The sequence below is a fragment of the Rhodococcus wratislaviensis genome, assembly GCF_041228765.1.
Classification (GTDB): domain Bacteria; phylum Actinomycetota; class Actinomycetes; order Mycobacteriales; family Mycobacteriaceae; genus Rhodococcus_F; species Rhodococcus_F wratislaviensis.
In genome coordinates this window covers 4,139,314-4,159,339 of sequence record NZ_CP150488.1, presented here as the reverse complement: position 1 = coordinate 4,159,339, position 20,026 = coordinate 4,139,314, and the positions used below count along the sequence as shown (strand labels likewise).

Here is a 20,026-nt window from a genome sequence, read left to right as displayed (position 1 = left end):
CGGCCGTATCGGCGAAGGCCCCGGGACGTGTCATCGTCCCCGGGCAGAGCTGTCACCACGACCGCGTTCCTTACCGAAGTGCTATCGAGCGGGCCGCCCTGCACGACACGGCTGAGTCATTCACAACAGATGGAGTGATCGCATGACCGACCTCGACCAACCGATAGCCGGCGTACAGCAGCAGGTCCGCCGTCTGGCCGACGTGCGGCCGCACCTCACCACCGCCGCCGTGGCGCCCTGGGATGTGATCGTGTGAGCACGCCCGCTGACCTCGACGAGCAGGTAACCAAGGTCCGGGATGCGCTGCACGCCCTACGTCGAACACTCCTCGACCTCGAGCGTACCTTCGCAGACCTCGATGCGAACGCGCTCGACGTGGACGCACTCGGCGACCCGACCACGGCACCGGAGGCGTTGGAGAGCGCCGTCGACGCCCTCCGCGCCGCTCAGGACACGCTCGGAATCGCTGACGCCGACCTCGATGTAGCGAAGCGACACACCTCACGGTTGAAAACGCGCGAATGACCGCGGCCTGCGGCGGTGTCCCCGGGCGGTACCGGACCCGTCCCAGGCCAGCTCGTGGCTGCTGGTGGTGCGGTGCACCCCCGTACACGGCCGTCGGCGCACGAGCCGTGCCGCACCAGTCGTGGCTGCTGCTGCAATCGGCGACGGTAGCTCCTCGCACGCGACTGTTTCGGTAGCGCACCCTTCTGCGAGTGACATGCGTCAGGTACCGAGACTGGTCACGAGTTCGGCTGTCGCAGTATAGGATTGTCGATCTGTTCGCGAAGGATGTCGCCGTGACCTGCATGCCTGGCGAACTCCTGGATCATCAGAATCAGTGTCCATCGCATGCTGACGTTTCCCTCGCGGGGACTGTCCTTGTGATCATCGAGATCGAAGCGGGACGCGATCTCACGTGATCGTTGGCTTGCTCGCTCGAACTCAGCGATGACATCTGCCAGCGACTCGTCGTCGGCGACGGCGAACGTACCCTCGTCGCGGCGCGAATAGCCATCGCATTCGGATTCGTCGAGCCCCGCCCAGAACCGTTGGAACCAGATCCGTTCAGCGGCGGCGGCATGCTTGATCAACGAGATCGGTGTCGTCAGCGATGCGACGAGTCGTCGGCGAGCGTCGGTATCAGAGAGGCCTCGCACCGTCTCGATCAGTGCCTCACGGTTCCGGTCGAGTGTGTCCTCGATGATCGAACGCTCCGCGCCGGAAGCAATTATGTTGGTGTACATGCGCTTTCACACCATCCTGTCATGTGGTTGGTCAAGGAGCACGCAATGTATCGGTCGGGCTGGGTTACGCAAGAAGGCAATCCATTTCGGGAGAGAAGCGAAGCGCCCGGCGCCGAGAAAGGTAAGAGCATGTGATGCGCTTGCCGTCAGGGACTGTGCGCTCGGGAGTGCCGCAAGAAGGGCCGACGTCGACACCGCATCCAGGCCGTCAGGGGACCTGCTGCTCAACACAGCTTATCGCACACTGGGCGGTAACCGGACAACATCAGTCCGCTGGACGCGAGAGATCCCGCGACGGCCCGTGTGCGGACGAGGCCCATTCGAGCGAGCACACGCCGACCGTCCGAAACGCTCGCCATGAGACGGCCGCGATGAGCGGGTCCGCGCCGGTGGAAGCGGAAGGGACACCGGTCACCGGGTGAAAAACCCCGAATCAGCATTCACCGCCGCGACCGGAAACCACCACCCGATAGACCCATCCAGTTGAGAAATCTTGATGGGCAATACAATTCGCCCCATCGATGGCTCTCAGGTCGACAATGACACACCCTGATCGGTACGCAGACCGCCGTGATCCCACAGCAATCCCCGCCGGAATGAATGGCACTTTCTTGTCGATGACTATCTCGACATCGAGCAGGTACCAACCCGCATGACGTTGTCCACGTCAGGATCGCAGTAGAACGCAATCCAGAACCACAAGTCGGCCCACCGCTCTGCTCCGAGCAGCGGCATGCTTGCCGATACGGCAAGAACTCTCGCCGAAACCGTCGGTGTTACTGCACTGTGTTGATATGGAAGAAGCGGGCGAAGACAGCGAAGTCACGACGACATCAAACGAGGCGGACGAGTGGGATGCGCGCTACAGCGAGCGGGATCGCGTGTGGAGCGGAGAAGCCAACGGCGCACTTGTCGAGGAGATGACCGGCGCACGGCCCGGACGCGCCCTGGACGTCGGTTGCGGCGAAGGCGCCGACGCGCTCTGGCTCGCCCGCCAGGGATGGGCCGTGACCGCGCTGGACGTTTCTCGAATCGCCCTCGACCGGGCCGGGGCCCACGCCGACGGGGAAGACGTGGACATCACCTGGGTGCTGAGCGGACTGCTCGATGCCGATTTGCCCGCGGGCGGTTTCGACCTGGTCTCAGCTCAATACCCCGCCCTGCGCAGTAGCGCCGACCGCGCCGCCGAACGCACGCTGGTCTCCGTCGTCGCACCGGGCGGCATCTTGCTCGTTGTGCACCACGACGTCCGCAACGCGGATACGGCGCGCGAGCACGGCTTCGATCCCGACGACTGGGTCTCCCCCGGTGATGTGGCGGCGCTACTCGATGACAGCTGGCACATCGACGTGAACGAAGTGCGGGAGCGTTCGATCAGTGGCGGCGCGGGTGCACACCACACCCACGACGTGGTTCTGCGGGCACACAGGCTGCCTCACCGTAGCCCTGCCATCGGACACAGGACAGCCGGTGGTTCTCTATGCGCCCACTCACACGATCGCACCCGCTACTGGGACCACCGAGAGGCGCGGTGGGTCAAGCATCATGTCAACCGACCCCGAGACTAGAGGCCGTCATCACCGGACTGGGCGAGACGCCCACCCCTGGCGAACGATGATGTCGGCAGCTAGATAAGTACCTGACCCCACCACCACCGGCACGGCACCTCGATCGTTACCGACCTCGCGCCCCTCAGCGTCAGCGAGATGCGCAGGCACCTTCAACACGAACTCGCCCACAAGCCACCCCAGGCCCCGCCCACCGCATCACCGACCCCCTCGACACCGAACAACCCGGATAACAGGATTAGTCGGGGGTGAAGAACAGCTCCATTCCGATGAAGAACCACGCCACCAACGCCGCCATCGGCGCGAACGCGCACACCAACGGAACAGCGAACTGCCGGGCGGGCCGCCACGGAACCGTCATCAACCCGCACGCCACCACCAGCACCGCCGGACCCGCCCAACTCACCCAGTACCCGGCCGGCGGCGGATCCGACCCGAACGAGGTGAACGAGCCGTGCGGATACACCCGCGGCTGCGGAACATTGCCGTAGTGCTGCCACAAGCAGATAACAGAAGAACCCCAGCAGCAGACCCGCGCACACCCCTAGCGAAATCCGCCAACCCCTCGCCGACCCCGCATGTGTCACCTCGTCCACCCGATCCATCATCCGCAGCACCCCGCGCACGGCCTCGATCGGGGTCACGATGGGGGAAAGGGCCCGCAGCAGGGCCTCACCCACAGTCCGTCACTCCGTCACGGTCGCACATTCACCCAGGAACGGGCGCAACTCCAGCCACTCGTGGATCGGCGTGCCACCCGCACCCGGAGCTGCGGACAATTCGCCGGCCAGCTCGAGTGCCCGCTCGTAGGTGTCGACGTCGATCACCATCCAACCGGCGATCACGTCCTTGGTCTCCGCGAACGGGCCATCGGTCACCGGCGGCCGCCCCTCGCCGTCGTACCGGACGAACGTGCCCTCCGCGGAAAGTGCCTGACTGTCGACGAACTCGCCGGTGCCCTCGAGCCGAGCGGCGAAGTCATTCATGTACTGCATATGGGCCGAGATCTCCTCCGGCGTCCACTGGTCCATGGGCACGTCGTTGACCGATGCCGGCGCGCCACGGTAATGCCGGTGTTGACCCCGATCGCCCTCGGGACGTGTCTCGGATACACCCGGGGTGTTGGCGGTCGATCCGCCACCTCGCCATCATCCCGCCCCTATCGCCGTCAGAAGGGCATTGAACGCCTCCGCCTCGGTGTCCAGGATCGCAGGCGCCGCCCACGGCGGAACGACCGACAGACGACCGCCCAACGGAACACTATTTTCAATGTTCCGCGATGAGTTCGGCCGTCTCCGCCGGTCTGTTTAGGTATATCTGGTCCATTCGATCTTTGAAGGAGTCGCCCATGCCCCGCACCCGGATCCACAACATGAACATCTCCCTCGACGGCTACGCCGCCGGCGAGTTCGTGACGTTCGACGCCCCGATCGGCGGTGCCGAACGGCTATTCGATCGGTTCGACGGACGCGTCATCCACGGGGTCGACCGGGTAGACGCCCCCGTCACCCTGGACCGCGCCCTGACCAGCCTGTGGAGCCAAGGCATCGGCGCGGAGATCATGGGCCGTCGCAAGTTCGGCCCCCAGACCGGCGAATGGCCCGACGACGGGTGGCGAGGCTGGTGGGGCGACGAACCGCCATTTCAGACACCAGTGTTCGTCATGAGCCACCACCCACACCCCAGCATCGACTTTCCCAACGGAACCAGCTTCCACTTCGTGGACGCGCCACCCCGTGAGGTGCTGCGCATGGCCCAGGAAGCTGCGAACGGTCACGACATCCGGATCGGCGGAGGTCCCTCGACTGTGCGGCAGTTTCTGCAAGCCGACTTGATCGACTTCATGCACCTGGTGATCGTGCCCATCACCCTCGGACGCGGCATATCCCTCTGGGAGGGCTTGGACGGCATCGAAGACCGCTTCACAGTCGAGACCGTCGCTTCCCCCAGCGGGCTTATCCATCAGCTCTGGAACAAAATCCGGCACGACTGAATCCGGTTCTTTGGCCAGTCGGGATCGGTGAGGTTCATGACGGGAATTCACGTCGAGTACAGCTTTGTGTCACCGATCCCGTGTGTGGTCAGTGCCCTTCTGCGCTGACGAAAAGGTGGGCGCGGGTGCCGTCGCTGGTCAGAAGCAGTGTGACTTTGTCGGTGGGGAACTCGCTGTTCGCTGGGTTCTCACTAGCGAGTAGTTGCATCTCCTTGGTACAAGAGAATCCTAGGATTCCCCACTCGAGCGTGGCGACTGCCGGATCGGTGCACTGGATTGGTTGCAGGGGTGGAAACGTCGAGTTGGCGGCGGACAGTTGGGCCGAATTCACGAAGACGGTCTGGGGCCCGTCGTAGCGACCCAGGTATGAGTTCGCACCCGAAAAGACCTGCGATTCGTACATCTGACCGAATCTGAACGTGGACGGGATCTCCACTCCACGGCTCTTCAATGCATCACGGGCAGCATCCTCGTCAATCGAATGAGTGCCCAGCCCGTCGCCGCACGCGGTCATCGCAAGGGCCGCCACTACCACGAGACTCGCCGACCCCGATCCCCATCCTGGCTTGCCGCACCTCACCAATGAATCCTTCGTCATCGTCATCGTCGTTGGCGATCGGGCTCGCAACTCTTTACGAGCTTATCCGGGGAACGAATCCACTCGTCGAACGAAGACCGACACGAGTCGTCGGAACCTTGAACAGTTCGAGCGGTTCCCGGAAGCGGATCCGTGAGCGCTACCGCAGTTGGTCGCGGCGGCGGGTCAGGTAGGCGGTCTCGGCGGTGTTGCCCGCCAGCCCGATGGCTTTGTCGTACGCCGCGCGCGACTGCTGACTAAAGCGTGCCGCGCGCGCACTCACCAGCGAGGAGAGCCGGGACCTGTCCTCGACGAGCGGCATCCTGGCCGGCAGCTCCTATCGTCTGCTGCCGGCCTGACGGGCCGGCATCACTTCAGGTGCCGGGCGAAGAACCGGTTCCCGGCGTCCCCCTCGAACTGCGGAACGCCGGTGTGCCCGCCCATATTGGCGTGCAGCGTCTTCTCCTTGGAGCCCAAGGCGTCGAACAGGTCCAGGGCCAGTTGCCGGTCGTTTCCTTCGTCGTCCCACTGCAGCAGGACCTGCAGCGGAATGGTGACCTGCCGGGCCTCCTCGAACGTGGTGCGGGGCACGAAACTCCCGGCGAACAGCAGGGCGGCCGAGACGCGCGGCTCGACCACCGCCAGCCGGATGCCGACAGCGATCACCCCTCCCGAGTACCCCACCGGGCCGCCGATCTCGGGCAGCGAAAGGAGGGCGTCCAAGGCGGCCCGCCATTCCGGGACCGCCGTCTCGACCAGCGGGAGGACGAGCCGGTCGATGATCCCGTCGTCGACCGACTCGCCGGCCTCCAGCGCCCGGTGCAGGTCGGCGCGGGCCTGTTCGGCGGCGGCGGAACGGGGCCGGTCGCCGCTCCCGGGGAGCTCGATGGTGGCCGCGGCGAAGCCCTCCGCCGCGGCGCCCCGGGCCCGGGCCACAAGTCGGGGGTACATCTTGTGCAGTCCGCCGGGGTGGCCGACCAGGATCAGCGGCGCCGGTGCGGGTGGTGCAGATGCGGATCCAGGCGTCCACAGGATGCCGGGGATCTCGCCGAGAGTGAATTCGCGCTCGAGGACACCGTCGCCGAGGCGTTGTTCGGAAGTGAATTGCATTGTCGTGCCTTTCGGGAGTGCTTCGTCAACGGCGCTCCCGGGCGACCCATCGCCCGACCGTGACCCCGAAGGGGAGCACCCATGTCGATACTGCGTTCACGGGTACCACCTCCTCGTTCTCTCGCACGGCCTCCAGAAAAGTAGCAGTGGCCGCCGTGGTCCGCCAACAGGTTTTTGCGGACGCTCCGGGCCCGCCGACCACCCCCGCTATCGGGAGTAGATGGACTCGATGTCCGTCGTGTTGCTCGAGGACGACCTCGCGCTTGATCGATGGCTTTTCTGCGTCCACTCGGCGTCGAGGATTCGGTATTCTTTGATTTGCTCTGCCCTGGAGACCTTCTCGTTGGTTTCGGCGACCGCGGTATCGATTTGGGCGATCAGGTCGCGATTGCGGAGTAACTCCGGCAGTGGCGTGGCGGGCGGGACGCCGTGTCGGTCCTTCCAGCTTGGTAGGGATCGGGATCGAGGGTGATCAGGGCGCCGATGCATGGGCGTGCATCGCCGACCACCATGCACTGGCTGACGAGGGGTGGGCGCGCAGGAAGTCCTCGAGATCGGCCGGTGAGACACTCTTCCCGCGGGCATCGATCCATCTGCACCACAACGTAACTAGCTAGCCTGTCGGTGACCGGCACCCTCGGCACCCGGCACTGCTGACACATCAGCGTGCCGAAGAAACCTTTCGCCGCCGTCGCTGGGAGAACTGCGCTCTCCCATTCGGGACGACCCGACGTCGGCCATGTCATTCGGAGCATGGGCATCAGTCAACCCTCGTAGGCGGCGGCCACCTTCTTCGGCACGCACATGCGCCACGCGTCGACGAGTAGCTCTCGCAGCTCCTCGACGTCGAGGGCATCGAGCCGTACGCAGACCCACCGGAACCGCATGTCGGAGGCGCGGGGCATCAGGAACTTATCGGGCTCCGAGGCCACCAGCGCCTCTCGCTCTTCCCTAGGGAAGCCGAAGCCCATAATCGTGTCGTCCTGGTAGAACGCCGCGTAGACCACGCGTCCCACCCGGAACCTCACCTCGTCGCGTACGAGCGCCTCGTAGGAACGAGGCAACGTGCCGGCGATCGCCCGGGCATCGTCGATCGTCACCCCCATCGTCGATCCTCACCCCATCGGCGGCGCAGCACCTCGGCGGTGCCGTGGTCAGCGGGCAGGAACGCCTCGAGGTGCAGCTCGGCGAGCGTCACGTCGGCGGCGGTCGCGAACGACGTGAGCGTCGTGATCAGCCGGAGGTCGCCATCGGCCGAGCCCAGCTCCAGCGGCACCGCGAAGCCGAGCACGTCGGCCTCCTCGGGCAGCGGCGGAAGGTAGGACTCGAGTTCGGTGAGCAGCGCCTCCAACGCCGGGTCGGGGCTCTGCGCCAGCTGAGCCCGCAAGTGCTCGGTGATGTGCCTGCCCCACTCCGGCAGGTTGCGCACCCGGGGCGCGTTCCCCTCGGGGTGTAGGGCCAGGCGGAACACGTTGACCGGTGGTGCGAGCAACGCGGGGTCGACGCCTTCGTAAAACACCTCGAACGCCCGGTTGGCGGTGACGAGGATGCCGTGCGGCCGCACGACCATCGCCGGGTACGGGAGATGACCGTCGAGAATCGTTTCCAGCGCCTGACGAACCGGGCGCAGCGCCTCGTCGTCGAGCGATGACTCCGGGAATGCCGGGGCGAAGCCGGCAGCGAGGAGCAGCTCGTTGCGCTCCCGTAGCGTGAGCTCCATCGACTCCGCCAGGCGCAACACCATGCCCCGCCCCGGGCGGGAGCGGCCCTGTTCGATGAAGCTCACGTGCCGCTGGGTGGTGCCCGCCCGAAGCGCGAGATCGAGCTGGCTCATCCGGCGGGCCGTGCGCCAGCGCCGGAACTCACTGGGGAACCGCGTCATCACCAATCAATCCTCGCTCACCCCGGGGGATCGATGCCATTCCTTCCAGGGAGTTGCTCACTGTCGGGCTTCGGCTGTAGCCAGCACGCCAACACCCGTCCTGAAGCGTAAGAGAACGACCAAAGTCTCTTGGCTCGGCAACGCCACGTCCCCGGCTGGCATGAAGTGAATTGGAACGCGCGGCGACGTGAGGAGGGACGCGGTCGAGTACAGAACTCGTTGGACGCCACCGTGCCGATGATGACGATCATGGCCACCGGGATGCCGTACATCGGTCGCGGCTGACCGAGCGGGCCGTCAGACACGCTGCCGAGAAAGCGGTTGCCCCTTACACACCCGGGATGTCGGAGATTCTGACGTCATCGGTGTTCAGGTCGCGCAGCACCTCGCTGCGCACCGAATCGAGGTAGCCGATGTGAGTCGCGAATGCCTCACGGGCCTTTACCGGGTCGCCGGTGGCGATCGCCTGATACATGCCCTCGTGCTGTTCCATCACCAGGCGTCGATCCAATCGATCGACGAAGACACGGTTGGTCACCGGGCGGATCAGGTGCACCGAGGTCATCGCCAACTCCAGGATCGGGTTGTGCGCCGCCCGGGTGATCGCGGTGTGAAATTCCAGGTCCAGGCCGAGCCACTCCTCGATGTCCATCTCGAAATCTCGCGACGCCAGCACCGGCCTCCAAATGGCCTCGAGGTCTCCTTCGGTGTGGCGCTGCGCCGCCATCGCGACACTGAATTCCTCCAGCACCCGGCGCGCTTCGTCCACGTCGTGCACGGTGACGTCGCCGGCGCGGAACCAGAGGCGGATGGCATCGCCGAGCAACTCGGCGATGTCGTCCGAGTCCGGGACGGCCACATAGGTGCCGCCTCCGACGCCGCCGCGGACCGAGGTGAGCAGTCCGGTCGCGGTCAGCAGTTTGAGGGCCTCGCGGGCGGTGTTGCGCGACACGTCGAACGTGTCCGCGAGATCGAGTTCGGTGGGCAGCCGCTCCCCCGGGACCCAGACGCCGTCGGCGATCGCCGATCTGAGCTGCCTCGCGATCTGCCCCGAGGCGTCCTTACGGGTCAGCGCCTTCGGCCTGAACGCTCGATCCATTGCGGGACACCTCTCCGTTGCCTGATGTTGTGCTCTGCATTACAGTAACGCCCAACGTTCAATGTCCAACATTGAACGTTGGGCGAAATCCCGCCCACACACCTCGACAAACAACCCAACCGCCGCCCCGGCCCGCGCGCCGGGCACCACGGAAGTGACCACAGATGAGCCTCGACTGGGATATCCAAGAAGCCACCATCGACAGCGTTCAGCAGGCCTATCGCAACGGCACCGCAACGACGCGCGACGTCGTCCAGGCATACCTCGACCGCATCGCGGCTCTCGACCAGGACGGGCCTCGACTGAACTCGGTCATCACCGTGTCCGACACCGCCCTCGACGACGCCGACGTGCTCGACCGCTCCTTCGCTCTGACCGGGGAGCTGGCAGGGCCCCTCCACGGAGTGCCCGTCCTGGTGAAGGATCAGGCCGCGACCGCAGGGATGCGCACTACCTTCGGCAACAAGAACGCCGCGAACTACGTGCCAACCGAGGACGCAACCGCGATCAAGAAGCTCAAGGCCGCCGGCGCGATCATCCTCGGCAAGACGACGATGCCCGACTTCGCCACTTCATGGTTCTCGACCTCCTCCGTCTCCGGGGTCACCAAGAACCCCTACGACCTGACCCGGGATCCGGGCGGATCCAGCAGCGGTTCCGGAGCAGCCATCGCGGCAAATCTCGCCCTCGTCGGTATCGGAGAGGACACCGGCGGCTCGATCCGTCTCCCCGCCTCGTTCTGCAACCTCGTCGGCTTCCGCGTCACACCCGGCATGATCAGCCGCAACGGCATGTCGCCCCTGGTGGTACCGCAAGACACTGCCGGCCCGATGACCCGAACCGTGACCGACGCCGCCAAACTCCTCGACGTCCTGGTCGGCTACGACCCCACCGACGATTTCACCACGGTGGCTCGCCATCACCGCCACTCCGGTTCCTTCGCCGAGAACATCAAGGGCGCGACTGTGGCAGGCAAGCGGATCGGCGTCCTGCGCAGCGCATTCGGCGACGCGAACGATTCGGCCGGATCAGCCGTCAACGAGGTCATCGACAACGCACTCGCGGAGTTGGACGCCGCCGGTGCTGAACTGGTCGACGTCGAGATCCCGAAGCTCGACCACTACGTCTCGTTCACCTCGCTCTACTTCACCCGCTCCCGCAACGACATGAACCGTTTCTTCGCCGAAAACCCCGATATCGGAATCGCCGGTGTCGACGAGGTTCGCCGAAACGGCACGTACGACCCGCATCTCGACCTGTTCGAAGGCATCACCGACGGCCCCGCGGACCCCAAATCCGATCCCGACTATCTCGACCGCGTCCTCGCACGCGAAGAGTTCGCGCGAATCGCCACAGCGCTGTTCGTCGAACGCGCCCTCGACGCCATCGTCTTTCCCGACCTGAAACTCCCGGCGCCCACGCACGACGACGTGCTCGGCGGCCGCTGGACCTGCCTGACCTATCCGACGAACACCGTCATCGCTTCCCAACTGCACTTTCCCGCAGTCTCCGTCCCTGCCGGATTCACGGCAGACGGACTCCCGGTCGGTCTGGAGATCATGTCCACCCGCTTCGAAGAAACGACACTGCTCCAGGTCGCCCGCGGCGTCGAACTCGCCGTCGGTGCGCGCAGGGCACCCTCCCTGGATGTTCCCACGGGAACGGACGCCTGATGTCCATCACCCTCAACTCGGACATGGGCGAAGCCTTCGGCATTCACACCTTCGGCAACGACACCGCCCTGCTCGACTACGTCGACACCATCAACGTCGCCTGCGGCATGCACTCCGGAGACCCGAGCACCATGGCGCACACGGTCACCGCCGCCCTCGACGCGAATGTCACTGTCGGCGCTCACCCGGGGCTACCCGACCCGGTGGGTTTCGGGCGTCGAGAAATGATGCTGACCGCGGACGAGATCCGGGATCTGATCCGCTACCAAGTGGGCGCCCTGACTGCATTTCTCGACGCCGTAGGCGCACCGTTACATCACATCAAACCGCACGGCGCCCTCTACGGGATGCTCTCGCGCAGCGAAGAGTTGATGGAATCCGCCTGTGATGTCGCCGAACAGTACGGTGTCCCGATCCTCGGCCTCCCCCACACCGCCCATCAGCGCGTGGCCGACCGCCGCGGTGTGGAATTCGTCGCCGAGTTCTACGTCGATCTCGACTACAACGACGACGGCACCATCATCGTCAACCGGACCGCCGCCCCCCATGATCTCGTCCACATCGAAGCCAAAGCACGCCGGGCACTCGTCGACGGCAAGACGATATCGATCCACGGCACCGAGATCGACGTGACCGTCGAATCACTCTGTATCCACTCCGACCTGCACAACGCACCGGACGTCGCGGCGCGACTCCGCACGATGGTCGACCAGCACGCAGGCAATACCTGAGCGCTCCCCTCGGAACGCACCGTGCGGGCGGCACGGTTTCATGCGAGCCTCACCCCGCCCAGTCGACCCGGTCGGCCAGTGTGTGCAGCGACCGTTTCCTGCTCACGTTGGATTCCCCGACCCAGGCGATGCGTCCGTAGACGTATTCACGGAAATGTGATCTGCCGTCACGATTCTGCGAATCGGGTCCGTAGCGAGCGCAATTGAAGAGCAGCGCTCGCAGGTCGTCGTAGTCGGCTCGCGCCGCCTGCGGACGGGTATTGACCACCAGCCCCGCCAGGTGCTGGCATCGGTGTGCCCGCATGATCCGGGTCTTGCCGGGGTGTACCGAGAAGCCTTCGTCCGCAACGATGCGGCCGACGGCGTGGATCAGCCGGTCCGCCGCCAGTTCCGTGCCGGAGAACGCGAGGTCGTCGGCATACCTCGTGTAACCGGCGCGATGCGTTCTCGCGAGTCCGGTCAGTCTCCGGTCGAGTCGGTGTGCGACGAGATTGGCGAGCGCCGGCGAGGTCGGTGCCCCCTGCGGAAGGTGCGCACCCCGGAGCCGACTCGCCACATCGAAGGGAAGCTGCGCGAGGATACCGGGCGGGGTGGACGTGGTGCAGAGCCCGGCGAGCACGCGTGACACCCGGGTCGGATAGCCGAGGGCATCGAAGACCGCCCTCACCCGAGTCCGGGAAACCGAAGGAAAGAAGGCGCGGAGGTCCATGCGCACCACGACCTCGTGTCCTGCATGGGGAGCGGCGAAGGTGTGGACGCTGCGGCCTCGGACGAATCCGTGCGCCGCGACGTGGGGAGGGACGCGGTCGAGTACAGAGCGCAGAATCCGGCGCTGCACCTCTCGAAGTCGTTCCTTGGGCGCCTCGAGCAGACGGTTGTCCGAACGGATCCGATAACGGTAGTGCTGCAGCGGAGTGGCTTTCGTGCGCAGCCATCCGCCGGGATCTGCGAACCAGTCGAGTTCGGCGGGGGTGAGACCGACCGCCTCGGCGACCGCCGCCGTGCGCGACCACCGCGGGACGTCGAACTTCCAGTCACTGCCGGACACCTCGACGACCGTCTCCGGTTGCTCGATCTGCGGGAGCTCCGACAGCAGTCGATAGACGCTGTCGACGCCGTCGATCGGCGGGGTGGGCATCAGGTCGTGGAGCCGTGTCGCGATCCGGCCGGCATCCGGCACACCGGTTTCCTCGAAGCGGAGCACGAGGCCGGCTCTGGTCCAGGCCCCGGCGGTCGCCGCCGAAGCGAGGCGACGAGCGATTTCAGGCTGCAAGGCCCGGCCGGCTGTCATGTGTGCGACGGTGCGAGGTGACCGATATCTGTCGTCTGCGGCGCGCCCCGGCACGCGGAGCATACGGTCGCGCGTCGGACGGTGTCTCCGATGAACACTGTCGAGCCAGGGGTTGCCCCTGACGTGGTCGCGGCCGGAACACCGGCCGCACCACTCTCACCTCCGCACCGTCGCACCTCGTGAGAATGCCACATGATCTCAGCCGTGCGGGGCCCTATCGGGACTGGGTTTTCTCGGGGCACAGAGCGACGACGTCGATTTCGACCAGGAAGTCGCCGAGATGCGATCCGACGGTGGTGCGCGCCGGGTACGGGTGCGAGACGAACTTCTGATAGGTCTCGTTGAAACCGGTGAAGTCTCGCGCTGGATTCTGCAGGTGGACGGTGGCTTTGACCACATGTGAGAAGTCCGAGCCGCACGAGTCGAGTACGGCCGCGAGGTTGCGCATCGCCTGTTCCGTTTGTTCTTCGATGGTGGTGCCGACGAGTTCCCAGGTGTTCGGGTGGTGGGGAGTCTGGCCTGCCGTGTAGAGGACCCCATCGGCAATGATCGCCTGGGAGTAGTGCCCTGCAGGGCGGGGTGCGTGCTCGGTGCTGACGTGTTGCCTGTTCATGTGTCCCTCAGTCCTGAGTGTTCGTTGTTCTCGATGTCGGGCGGGCGGGTGAGCTGTTCAGAGGACCTTCGAGAGGAACGCGCGGGTTCTCTCCTGTCGCGGATTCCCGAGAACCTCGGACGGCGGGCCTGCCTCGACGACGACCCCCTGGTCCATGAAGACGATCTGATCGCTGACCTCGCGGGCAAACCCCAGCTCGTGGGTGACCACGACCATGGTCATCCCGGCTTCCGCAAGGGACTTCATCACGTCCAGTACCTCACCGACGAGTTCCGGGTCGAGCGCTGAGGTCGGTTCGTCGAAGAGCAGCAACTTGGGCTTCATCGCCAGTGCCCGGGCAATCGCAATCCGCTGTTGCTGTCCCCCGGAGAGCTCCCGCGGGTATGCCTGACCTCGGTTCCCCAGTCCGACACGATCGAGGAGCACGTGCGCCTCGGCTGTCACCTCGGCGCGGGATCTGCCGAGAACGTGAATCGGGGCTTCGACGATGTTCTCGAGAACCGTCATATGTGGAAACAGGTTGAAGCGCTGAAACACCATGCCGGCATTCAGCCGAGACCGTGCCGTCTGCCGTGGTTTCATTTCGTGAAGCCGGCCATTGCGTTCCGTGTAGCCGATCAATTGCTGGTCCACGTACAGGCGTCCCGCATCCACCTTCTCGAGGTGATTGATGCAGCGCAGGAAGGTTGTCTTCCCGGACCCGGACGGTCCGATGAGGCATGTCACCGATCCGCGCTCGACGCTGAGGTCGATGCCCTTGAGGATCTCGGTGGTACCGAAGCGCTTCCGGACGCCCTGTGCTTTCACCATGACGGTGTTCATTTCGCCCTTCCCAATGCATATCGACGGCGTGTGGGGGCTACCGACGCGGTGAATCCGCGCGCGTAGTGTTTCTCGAGCTTGTCCTGGAAGAAGCTCAGGATGGTGGTCATCAGGAGATACCAGAGGCTCGCGACGATGAGCAGCGGGATCGTCTGGTAGTTCATCGAATAGATGATCTGCGCGGAGTACAGCAGATCGGAGATCGCCAGAACGCTGACGAGGGTCGTCCCTTTCAGCATCGAGATCACCTGGTTCCCCGTCGGGGGAAGCACCACACGCATGGCCTGGGGAAGAATGATGCGGCGCATCAGCTGAGGCCTGTTCATTCCCAGCGCCTGAGCCGCGTCGTACTGGCCGTTGTCCACCGATCCGATGCCACCGCGGATGATCTCTGCCATGTAGGCCGCTTCGTTCAGAGACAGCCCGAGGAGAGCAGCCCCGAGCGGCGTGATCAGCGTGTTGACGGAACCGACCATGAACTCGGGTCCCCCGAACGGGATTCCGATCGAGATGGTGGGATAAAGGGCTGCGATGTTGTACCAAAAGATCAGCTGAACGAGGAGCGGGGTTCCCCGGAAGAACCATATGTAGCCCCGCGCGATCGAATTGACGATCGGGTTGTCCGACAGTCGCATGACGGCAAGGAGCGTTCCGAGCGAAATACCGGCGGTCATCGAGACGATTGTCAAGATGATCGTCAGAACGACGCCTCGAAGTATCTCCGGGGCAAAGAGATAGGACGACACGACATTCCAATGAAATCGGTCGTTCGTCGCGACGTTCCACGTCACTGCCACGGCGACGATGAGCAGTGCCAGTCCGAACGTCTGTCGCACAGGATGTTTGAGCGGCACAACCGGGATGGACGTGTCCGGGGACGCCGATACCGCGGACGGAGGAGGGAAGGCGTCTCGCGAGGCCAATTGTTGCATGGTAGGTCTCCTTATTGAGCCGCGTTGACGCGAGCTCGAGTGATCATCGCGGACTCCGAACCGTATTTTCCGAGCACTTCCCTGTACGCATCGCTGGCGATGACGGAGTCCAGTGCCGCGGACACGGCGTCGACGAGTGCGGGTTCCTTGGTCACGCCCACGGCGACGGGGGCGTAATCGAAGGTGTCCGACAACTCGAGGTCGGGACTGTTCGCCGTGGCGTACGAGAGAATCGGGGAATCTGCCAGGACGGCGTCTTGCCGGCCGCTGGTCAGCGCAGAAATCGCCTGCCGCGTGTCCTGGAACTGGCCGGTCTGGATCGGAGGCTTACCGGCGGCCACGCACTCTTGCTCATACGCCGGAATGGTGACGGTGAGCTGATACGAGCCCGTCAGGACGCCGACCTTCCTGCCGCAGAGTGTGTCCTTCGTGACGGGCTCCCCTCCCTTCGCGACGACGATGGCGTTTCCCATCTGCATGTAGTCGACGAAATCCATTGCCGCCATCCGCTTGGTGGTGGGCGTCATCGAGGACACCGTCATGTCGTAGCGTCCGGCTGCGATGCCGGGAATGATGGAGTCGAAATTGACGACCTTGATGTCGACGTCGAGGTTCAGGGCCTTCCCGATGAGTCTCGCGATATCGGGGTTCGTCCCCGTCATGTACCGGGTGCCCTCCGAATAGAACTGGGTGGGCGGTTCATTCGTCGGGATCGCCACCCGCAGTGTGCGGCGTGCTGCCACCGTGTCGGGCAGCAATGCGACGGCCGCGTCGTTCACCGCGAGCGCGGGCGTACTGTCGCCCTCGACGGGAGCCGAGGCCGGTGGGTCCGCAAATTCCTCGAGCCGACCGCAACCGGCCGTGGAGAGGAGAAGGGCGGCGAGTGCGCCGGCACACAGGAATCGGTGAGAGTAGCCTCCGGCACGACTTGTCATGACGAGGACTTCTGCTTCCGCGCGGTCTGCGTTCCGGTGTACGCGTTCGTCGAGGCGGCGAAGGCGGCGTGGCGGTTGCGCACGAAAGACGGTCCGTTGTCCTGCAGTTCCTTGATGCTCGAGACCCCCAGCAGCATCATCGTCCGGGTCATCTCCTCCGCGAAGATCCGCAGCACGTGCGCGACACCCTCCTCACCCGCCGCCGCGAGGCCGTAGAGGTACGGGCGTCCGATCGCACACGCATTCGCCCCCAGCGCCAGAGCCTTGATCACGTCCGAGCCGCGGCGAATGCCACCGTCGACGATGATCTCGACCCGACCGTTCACGCGGTCGACGATCTCCGGCAGAACGTCCATCGGGGAGGCCATGTGATCGAGTTGCCTGCCGCCGTGGTTGCTGACCTGGATGGCGTCGATCCCGATGTCAGCGGCGATCGCCGCGTCGTCGGCGCTGACGCACCCCTTGAGGACGATCGGACCGCTCCATCGGGAGCGTAGGTCGCAGAGGGTGTCCCAGTCGGTGGGCTCGTAGGAACCCGACAGCAGGGTTCGCCACATATCCGGCGTGCTCGCCAGCGGCCCTTCCGCGATGGTCCCGTCGAGATTGGGGAAGGCGATCGCGTCGTTGCGCAGAAACCCCCACGCCCACGCGGGATGTAGTGCCCCTTCGATGACCGTCCGCGGCTTCAGGGACGGAGGTGCCGTGAAGCCGTTGCGGTAGTCGCGTTCGCGATGGCCGATCGCTCGGCAATCGACGTTGACCAGTAAGGCCTCGTATCCCGCGTCCGCTGTCCGGTCGAGCATCGCCTGGAGCATGCCCTTGTCCGCCATCGGTTCGATGTTGAACCAGCGACGAAGGCCCGGGGTCTGCGCGCTGACCAGTTCCATCGGCGTCGTACTCAGGTGTGCCAGACCATATGGGACATTCGCGGCGAGAGCAGCACGCGCCGCACCGAGTTCGCCCTCCGGGTGAAAGAGCCGAGTTCCCCCGGTGGGAGAGAGCATCAACGGCATGGATACCGGCTCGCCCAGGAGTGTCGACGCCAAGTCGAGGTTCTCCACCGCACCCCACCGTGGCACGAAGGACCAGTCGTCGAACGAGGCACGATTGCGGCGGACCGACGCTTCGTCTTCCCCGCCGCCCTCGATGTAGTCGAGGATGCTCAGCGGGAGACGTGCGGCGGCCATCTTGCGTACGTCTTCGATGCTGTGGCATCGCCGTGCGAGCCGTTGTGACACGGACCGAGCGGGGCCCTCGACATTCACTAACGACCTGATATCTCTGAGTTTCATGGGGGCTCCTCGAAATGGTGCTGACACCCGGTGCGTGGGGTGAACCAATAGTGATCCAGACCTCACCTAGTTGATATGGAGGAGTTTCCAAGCTCGGATTCTTTGCTTGTAAGATATTCCAATGGACCCCTCGGAGGAGTTGTCGAGGCACGGCGACGCGACACCTGTGCCGATCGCGCTGTCGGCCTGGACCGACCTCGTGCAAGAAGATCTACTGCACGCGAATCCGACGGCAGAGAACCTCCGCCGCCCCGTCGCCGACGTGCAGCTCTACGACGCACTCGACGATCAGGCGAACGTCAGGAACGCAGTCGTCCTTGCGATGGGGGTGTCGTGCGGATCGGTGGGATTCGAGCGAGTACTCGTCCACGCCGCCGACGGCGAGGCCGCCGCCGTGATCGTCAAAGCACGAGGAACGCCCATCGAGGAGCTGCGGGCCGCGTCCAGCCGTCACGACGTTCCGGTGCTCGTCGTCGGAGACGACGCGGATTGGACACGGCTGATTGCGATGGCACGAACAGCGGTCGCGGGCGCTGCGGTCGATTCGGTATCGGGCGTGCGTTTGGGCGATCTGTTCGCCTTCGCCAACGCCGTTGCCTCGATAGCCAATGGGGCCGCCAGCATCGTCGATCCTTCGGGCCGCATCCTCGGATACTCCACAGTGCCGGGCCAGCCGATCGACGACCTTCGGCGAGAGACGACTCTGACCCTGCAGGAGCGGACGCCCCCGGCCCTCGACGCCGATTTCAAGGTCGTCTACGCCTCCACCGACGCACTGTTCGTGCAGTCGCCGAGCGGGATACGGGACCGGCTGGCACTGGCGGTCCGGGCGGGCGGGGAACTGCTCGGATCGATCTGGATCATCGATCCCGGAGGTGAACGCCGCCAATCGGCTCTCGATGCGCTCGACAGGCTGGCGCCACTGGCCGGTCTCCACATGCTTCACGCCCGGTCCGCTTCCGACTTCACCGAGCGCCGCAACGCCGACCTGATGCGGACGTTGATGGACGATCCGGCCCAGGCCTCGTTCGCTGCCGCCCAACTCGGACTCGAGTTCACCGATGGATTCGCCATTGCGGCCTTCGCTCTCACCCACCCGAACACCGGCAGCCTCGACGCCATGCGTGAGCAGCATCGGCTACTTCAACTCGTGACCGTCACGTGCAACGTCCAGTTCCGCAGTGCATACAGTGCCCTGATCGACTCGGTCGTGTATGCGTTGCTGCCCTGTGCAGGCGAGTCTCCCCGTGCAGCCCACCGTCGGGTGATTCGTGACATCGGCTCCTATGCGACGACGATCAGCGCGCATCCCGTTGTCGCCGCAGTGGGCGGTATCGCCGAGCAGATCGGCGAGCTACCCCGATCCCGGACCGAGGCGGTGCGGACATTGCAGTACCTGATGCACCAACAGTCGGTCACGAGAGAGAATCCGACTCTGCACCCCCCGGCAGCGGCAGTGTTCGAAGACTATTGGACCGAGCTCAACCTGCTGGAGATCGGCACGTACATAGCCGAGAAGCATCTCGGCAGGTTCGACGTCATCGATGCGATCCGGGCATATGACGCCGCCCATCACACCGACTTCCTGATCACTTTGCGTGCCTACTTCGATTCGAACGCGAGCGTGTCCACAGCGGCCGACCGAATGCATGTCCACGGCAATACCATTCGGTACCGGATCACCCGCGTCGCCGAGGAGTTCGGTATCGACTTCGACAATCCGACCACGCGTCTATGGCTGTGGCTCCGACTCGTTTCTGCAGATCTCAGGTGAGGGGGCGCATCCGGGGTGGGTCCGCTCCCCCGCGCTGTACCCGCTCTGGGACGTGACCGTTTCGGCCTGCACCCCGGGCGCCGGGAACGCGAGAATCGTCAGCGCCATGGCGCCGATGACGAGGCCGGCGAGACAGGCCGCGCCACCTACACTCGCGCGAATCGCGTGAAGTGGTTGAAATCTTCGGCCTCTGCGTTGACTCACCATGACGATCTCCGTGTGCTCTTCACCGTGCCGCGCGCCGGCGACGTGGAAGCCAGCATGGCCGCTACTCGTCGTGACCACATCGGCCGAAGTACGCGTGCACATACCTGCTTTCCGATCACCCTGCTCATCCGACAATGGCTCGCTGACGAAACCGGACGGTCAGTACCGCGGCCGCGCCTGCAGCCGCCGGAACGACGCGGCCCGTTCTGCGACAGCGCGGCCTCCCAATAGGCGGCTGACAGGCCCCTGCCGCGACCCGCATGTTGCGTGCCACATCAAA

21 protein-coding genes are annotated in these 20,026 nt (G+C 65.0%); 7 read left to right on the top strand and 14 right to left on the bottom strand.

The annotated features are described in order from the left end of the window. Positions 1-252: 252 nt before the first annotated feature. On the top strand, positions 253-525 hold the full coding sequence (locus tag WKC72_RS19180) for a hypothetical protein (protein ID WP_370184014.1): 273 nt from the start codon (positions 253-255) through the stop codon (positions 523-525). 218 nt (positions 526-743) lie between these two features. Here the strand turns inward: WKC72_RS19180 and WKC72_RS19175 are convergent, their stop codons facing one another. Further along, positions 744-1,247, bottom strand: coding sequence for a DinB family protein (locus tag WKC72_RS19175; protein ID WP_370184011.1), 504 nt, complete (start codon positions 1,245-1,247; stop codon positions 744-746). A 794-nt stretch (positions 1,248-2,041) separates the two neighbouring features. On the opposite strand from WKC72_RS19175, the gene WKC72_RS19170 reads away from it, so the two are divergent. Next, positions 2,042-2,815, top strand: coding sequence for a class I SAM-dependent methyltransferase (locus tag WKC72_RS19170; protein ID WP_370184009.1), 774 nt, complete (start codon positions 2,042-2,044; stop codon positions 2,813-2,815). Between the two features lie 248 nt (positions 2,816-3,063). Then, on the top strand, positions 3,064-3,306 hold the full coding sequence (locus WKC72_RS19165) for a hypothetical protein (protein WP_037229632.1): 243 nt from the start codon (positions 3,064-3,066) through the stop codon (positions 3,304-3,306). 195 nt (positions 3,307-3,501) lie between these two features. Here WKC72_RS19165 and WKC72_RS19160 read toward each other — a convergent pair whose 3' ends face one another. Continuing rightward, a complete protein-coding gene (locus WKC72_RS19160; protein WP_128969973.1) occupies positions 3,502-3,852 on the bottom strand; it encodes a YciI family protein in 351 nt (116 codons plus the stop codon). Positions 3,853-4,163: 311 nt separating this feature from the next. Between WKC72_RS19160 and WKC72_RS19155 the strand changes: the two genes are divergently transcribed. Continuing rightward, positions 4,164-4,808 (top strand): dihydrofolate reductase family protein, encoded by a 645-nt coding sequence (locus WKC72_RS19155; protein ID WP_370184005.1) that lies wholly within the window; start codon positions 4,164-4,166, stop codon positions 4,806-4,808. A gap of 88 nt (positions 4,809-4,896) precedes the next feature. Here the strand turns inward: WKC72_RS19155 and WKC72_RS19150 are convergent, their stop codons facing one another. The 6 genes from WKC72_RS19150 to WKC72_RS19125 form a co-directional block, all read right to left on the bottom strand. Next, the gene (locus WKC72_RS19150; RefSeq protein WP_146777752.1) at positions 4,897-5,337 is read right to left on the bottom strand and encodes a hypothetical protein; all 441 of its coding nucleotides are present in this window, start codon (positions 5,335-5,337) and stop codon (positions 4,897-4,899) included. A 208-nt stretch (positions 5,338-5,545) separates the two neighbouring features. Next, positions 5,546-5,707 (bottom strand): hypothetical protein, encoded by a 162-nt coding sequence (locus WKC72_RS19145; protein ID WP_370184001.1) that lies wholly within the window; start codon positions 5,705-5,707, stop codon positions 5,546-5,548. 47 nt (positions 5,708-5,754) lie between these two features. Beyond that, on the bottom strand, positions 5,755-6,495 hold the full coding sequence (locus WKC72_RS19140; protein ID WP_370183999.1) for an alpha/beta hydrolase: 741 nt from the start codon (positions 6,493-6,495) through the stop codon (positions 5,755-5,757). 764 nt (positions 6,496-7,259) lie between these two features. Continuing rightward, positions 7,260-7,601, bottom strand: a complete 342-nt coding sequence (locus tag WKC72_RS19135; RefSeq protein WP_370183997.1) for an MmcQ/YjbR family DNA-binding protein — start codon at positions 7,599-7,601, stop codon at positions 7,260-7,262. After that, positions 7,592-8,377 carry a helix-turn-helix domain-containing protein gene (locus WKC72_RS19130; RefSeq protein WP_037229616.1) on the bottom strand — a complete coding sequence of 262 codons (786 nt, stop codon included), beginning with the start codon at positions 8,375-8,377 and terminating at the stop codon, positions 7,592-7,594. The genes WKC72_RS19135 and WKC72_RS19130 overlap by 10 nt, the downstream gene beginning before the upstream one ends. Positions 8,378-8,705: 328 nt before the next feature. Continuing rightward, positions 8,706-9,476: a FadR/GntR family transcriptional regulator gene (locus tag WKC72_RS19125; protein ID WP_037229614.1), complete on the bottom strand. Its 771-nt coding sequence runs from the start codon at positions 9,474-9,476 to the stop codon at positions 8,706-8,708. Between the two features lie 164 nt (positions 9,477-9,640). On the opposite strand from WKC72_RS19125, the gene WKC72_RS19120 reads away from it, so the two are divergent. Further along, positions 9,641-11,149 carry an amidase gene (locus WKC72_RS19120; RefSeq protein WP_370183993.1) on the top strand — a complete coding sequence of 503 codons (1,509 nt, stop codon included), beginning with the start codon at positions 9,641-9,643 and terminating at the stop codon, positions 11,147-11,149. Then, positions 11,149-11,880, top strand: a complete 732-nt coding sequence (pxpA, locus tag WKC72_RS19115) for a 5-oxoprolinase subunit PxpA (RefSeq protein WP_268790203.1) — start codon at positions 11,149-11,151, stop codon at positions 11,878-11,880. The genes WKC72_RS19120 and pxpA overlap by 1 nt, the downstream gene beginning before the upstream one ends. A gap of 49 nt (positions 11,881-11,929) precedes the next feature. Here pxpA and WKC72_RS19110 read toward each other — a convergent pair whose 3' ends face one another. The 6 genes from WKC72_RS19110 to WKC72_RS19085 all read right to left on the bottom strand — a co-directional run bounded on the left by WKC72_RS19110 (position 11,930) and on the right by WKC72_RS19085 (position 17,660). Next, positions 11,930-13,171 (bottom strand): reverse transcriptase family protein, encoded by a 1,242-nt coding sequence (locus WKC72_RS19110; protein ID WP_370183991.1) that lies wholly within the window; start codon positions 13,169-13,171, stop codon positions 11,930-11,932. A gap of 214 nt (positions 13,172-13,385) precedes the next feature. Further along, positions 13,386-13,784, bottom strand: a complete 399-nt coding sequence (locus WKC72_RS19105; RefSeq protein ID WP_112298569.1) for a RidA family protein — start codon at positions 13,782-13,784, stop codon at positions 13,386-13,388. A 57-nt stretch (positions 13,785-13,841) separates the two neighbouring features. Beyond that, positions 13,842-14,606 carry an amino acid ABC transporter ATP-binding protein gene (locus WKC72_RS19100; RefSeq protein WP_328286520.1) on the bottom strand — a complete coding sequence of 255 codons (765 nt, stop codon included), beginning with the start codon at positions 14,604-14,606 and terminating at the stop codon, positions 13,842-13,844. After that, positions 14,603-15,538 (bottom strand): amino acid ABC transporter permease, encoded by a 936-nt coding sequence (locus WKC72_RS19095; RefSeq protein ID WP_370183987.1) that lies wholly within the window; start codon positions 15,536-15,538, stop codon positions 14,603-14,605. The genes WKC72_RS19100 and WKC72_RS19095 overlap by 4 nt, the downstream gene beginning before the upstream one ends. Before the next feature lie 11 nt (positions 15,539-15,549). After that, positions 15,550-16,473, bottom strand: a complete 924-nt coding sequence (locus tag WKC72_RS19090) for a transporter substrate-binding domain-containing protein (protein WP_370183985.1) — start codon at positions 16,471-16,473, stop codon at positions 15,550-15,552. After that, positions 16,470-17,660, bottom strand: coding sequence for an alpha-hydroxy acid oxidase (locus WKC72_RS19085; protein WP_370183983.1), 1,191 nt, complete (start codon positions 17,658-17,660; stop codon positions 16,470-16,472). The genes WKC72_RS19090 and WKC72_RS19085 overlap by 4 nt, the downstream gene beginning before the upstream one ends. Before the next feature lie 226 nt (positions 17,661-17,886). Between WKC72_RS19085 and WKC72_RS19080 the strand changes: the two genes are divergently transcribed. Next, the gene (locus WKC72_RS19080; protein WP_112298573.1) at positions 17,887-19,539 is read left to right on the top strand and encodes a CdaR family transcriptional regulator; all 1,653 of its coding nucleotides are present in this window, start codon (positions 17,887-17,889) and stop codon (positions 19,537-19,539) included. Positions 19,540-20,026: the final 487 nt, after the last annotated feature.

What these genes read in the sequence shown, in the direction of transcription:
- WKC72_RS19095 (WP_370183987.1), bottom strand. Translation starts at nt 15,538, where the DNA reads ATGCAACAATTGGCCTCGCGAGACGCCTTCCCTCCTCCGTCCGCGGTA.
- WKC72_RS19170 (WP_370184009.1), top strand. Translation starts at nt 2,042, where the DNA reads ATGGAAGAAGCGGGCGAAGACAGCGAAGTCACGACGACATCAAACGAG.
- WKC72_RS19120 (WP_370183993.1), top strand. Translation starts at nt 9,641, where the DNA reads ATGAGCCTCGACTGGGATATCCAAGAAGCCACCATCGACAGCGTTCAG.
- WKC72_RS19090 (WP_370183985.1), bottom strand. Translation starts at nt 16,473, where the DNA reads ATGACAAGTCGTGCCGGAGGCTACTCTCACCGATTCCTGTGTGCCGGC.
- WKC72_RS19125 (WP_037229614.1), bottom strand. Translation starts at nt 9,476, where the DNA reads ATGGATCGAGCGTTCAGGCCGAAGGCGCTGACCCGTAAGGACGCCTCG.
- WKC72_RS19105 (WP_112298569.1), bottom strand. Translation starts at nt 13,784, where the DNA reads ATGAACAGGCAACACGTCAGCACCGAGCACGCACCCCGCCCTGCAGGG.
- WKC72_RS19140 (WP_370183999.1), bottom strand. Translation starts at nt 6,495, where the DNA reads ATGCAATTCACTTCCGAACAACGCCTCGGCGACGGTGTCCTCGAGCGC.
- WKC72_RS19155 (WP_370184005.1), top strand. Translation starts at nt 4,164, where the DNA reads ATGCCCCGCACCCGGATCCACAACATGAACATCTCCCTCGACGGCTAC.
- WKC72_RS19130 (WP_037229616.1), bottom strand. Translation starts at nt 8,377, where the DNA reads ATGACGCGGTTCCCCAGTGAGTTCCGGCGCTGGCGCACGGCCCGCCGG.
- WKC72_RS19100 (WP_328286520.1), bottom strand. Translation starts at nt 14,606, where the DNA reads ATGAACACCGTCATGGTGAAAGCACAGGGCGTCCGGAAGCGCTTCGGT.
- WKC72_RS19085 (WP_370183983.1), bottom strand. Translation starts at nt 17,660, where the DNA reads ATGGCCGCCGCACGTCTCCCGCTGAGCATCCTCGACTACATCGAGGGC.
- WKC72_RS19175 (WP_370184011.1), bottom strand. Translation starts at nt 1,247, where the DNA reads ATGTACACCAACATAATTGCTTCCGGCGCGGAGCGTTCGATCATCGAG.
- pxpA (WP_268790203.1), top strand. Translation starts at nt 11,149, where the DNA reads ATGTCCATCACCCTCAACTCGGACATGGGCGAAGCCTTCGGCATTCAC.
- WKC72_RS19110 (WP_370183991.1), bottom strand. Translation starts at nt 13,171, where the DNA reads ATGACAGCCGGCCGGGCCTTGCAGCCTGAAATCGCTCGTCGCCTCGCT.
- WKC72_RS19080 (WP_112298573.1), top strand. Translation starts at nt 17,887, where the DNA reads ATGGACCCCTCGGAGGAGTTGTCGAGGCACGGCGACGCGACACCTGTG.
- WKC72_RS19145 (WP_370184001.1), bottom strand. Translation starts at nt 5,707, where the DNA reads ATGCCGCTCGTCGAGGACAGGTCCCGGCTCTCCTCGCTGGTGAGTGCG.
- WKC72_RS19135 (WP_370183997.1), bottom strand. Translation starts at nt 7,601, where the DNA reads ATGGGGGTGACGATCGACGATGCCCGGGCGATCGCCGGCACGTTGCCT.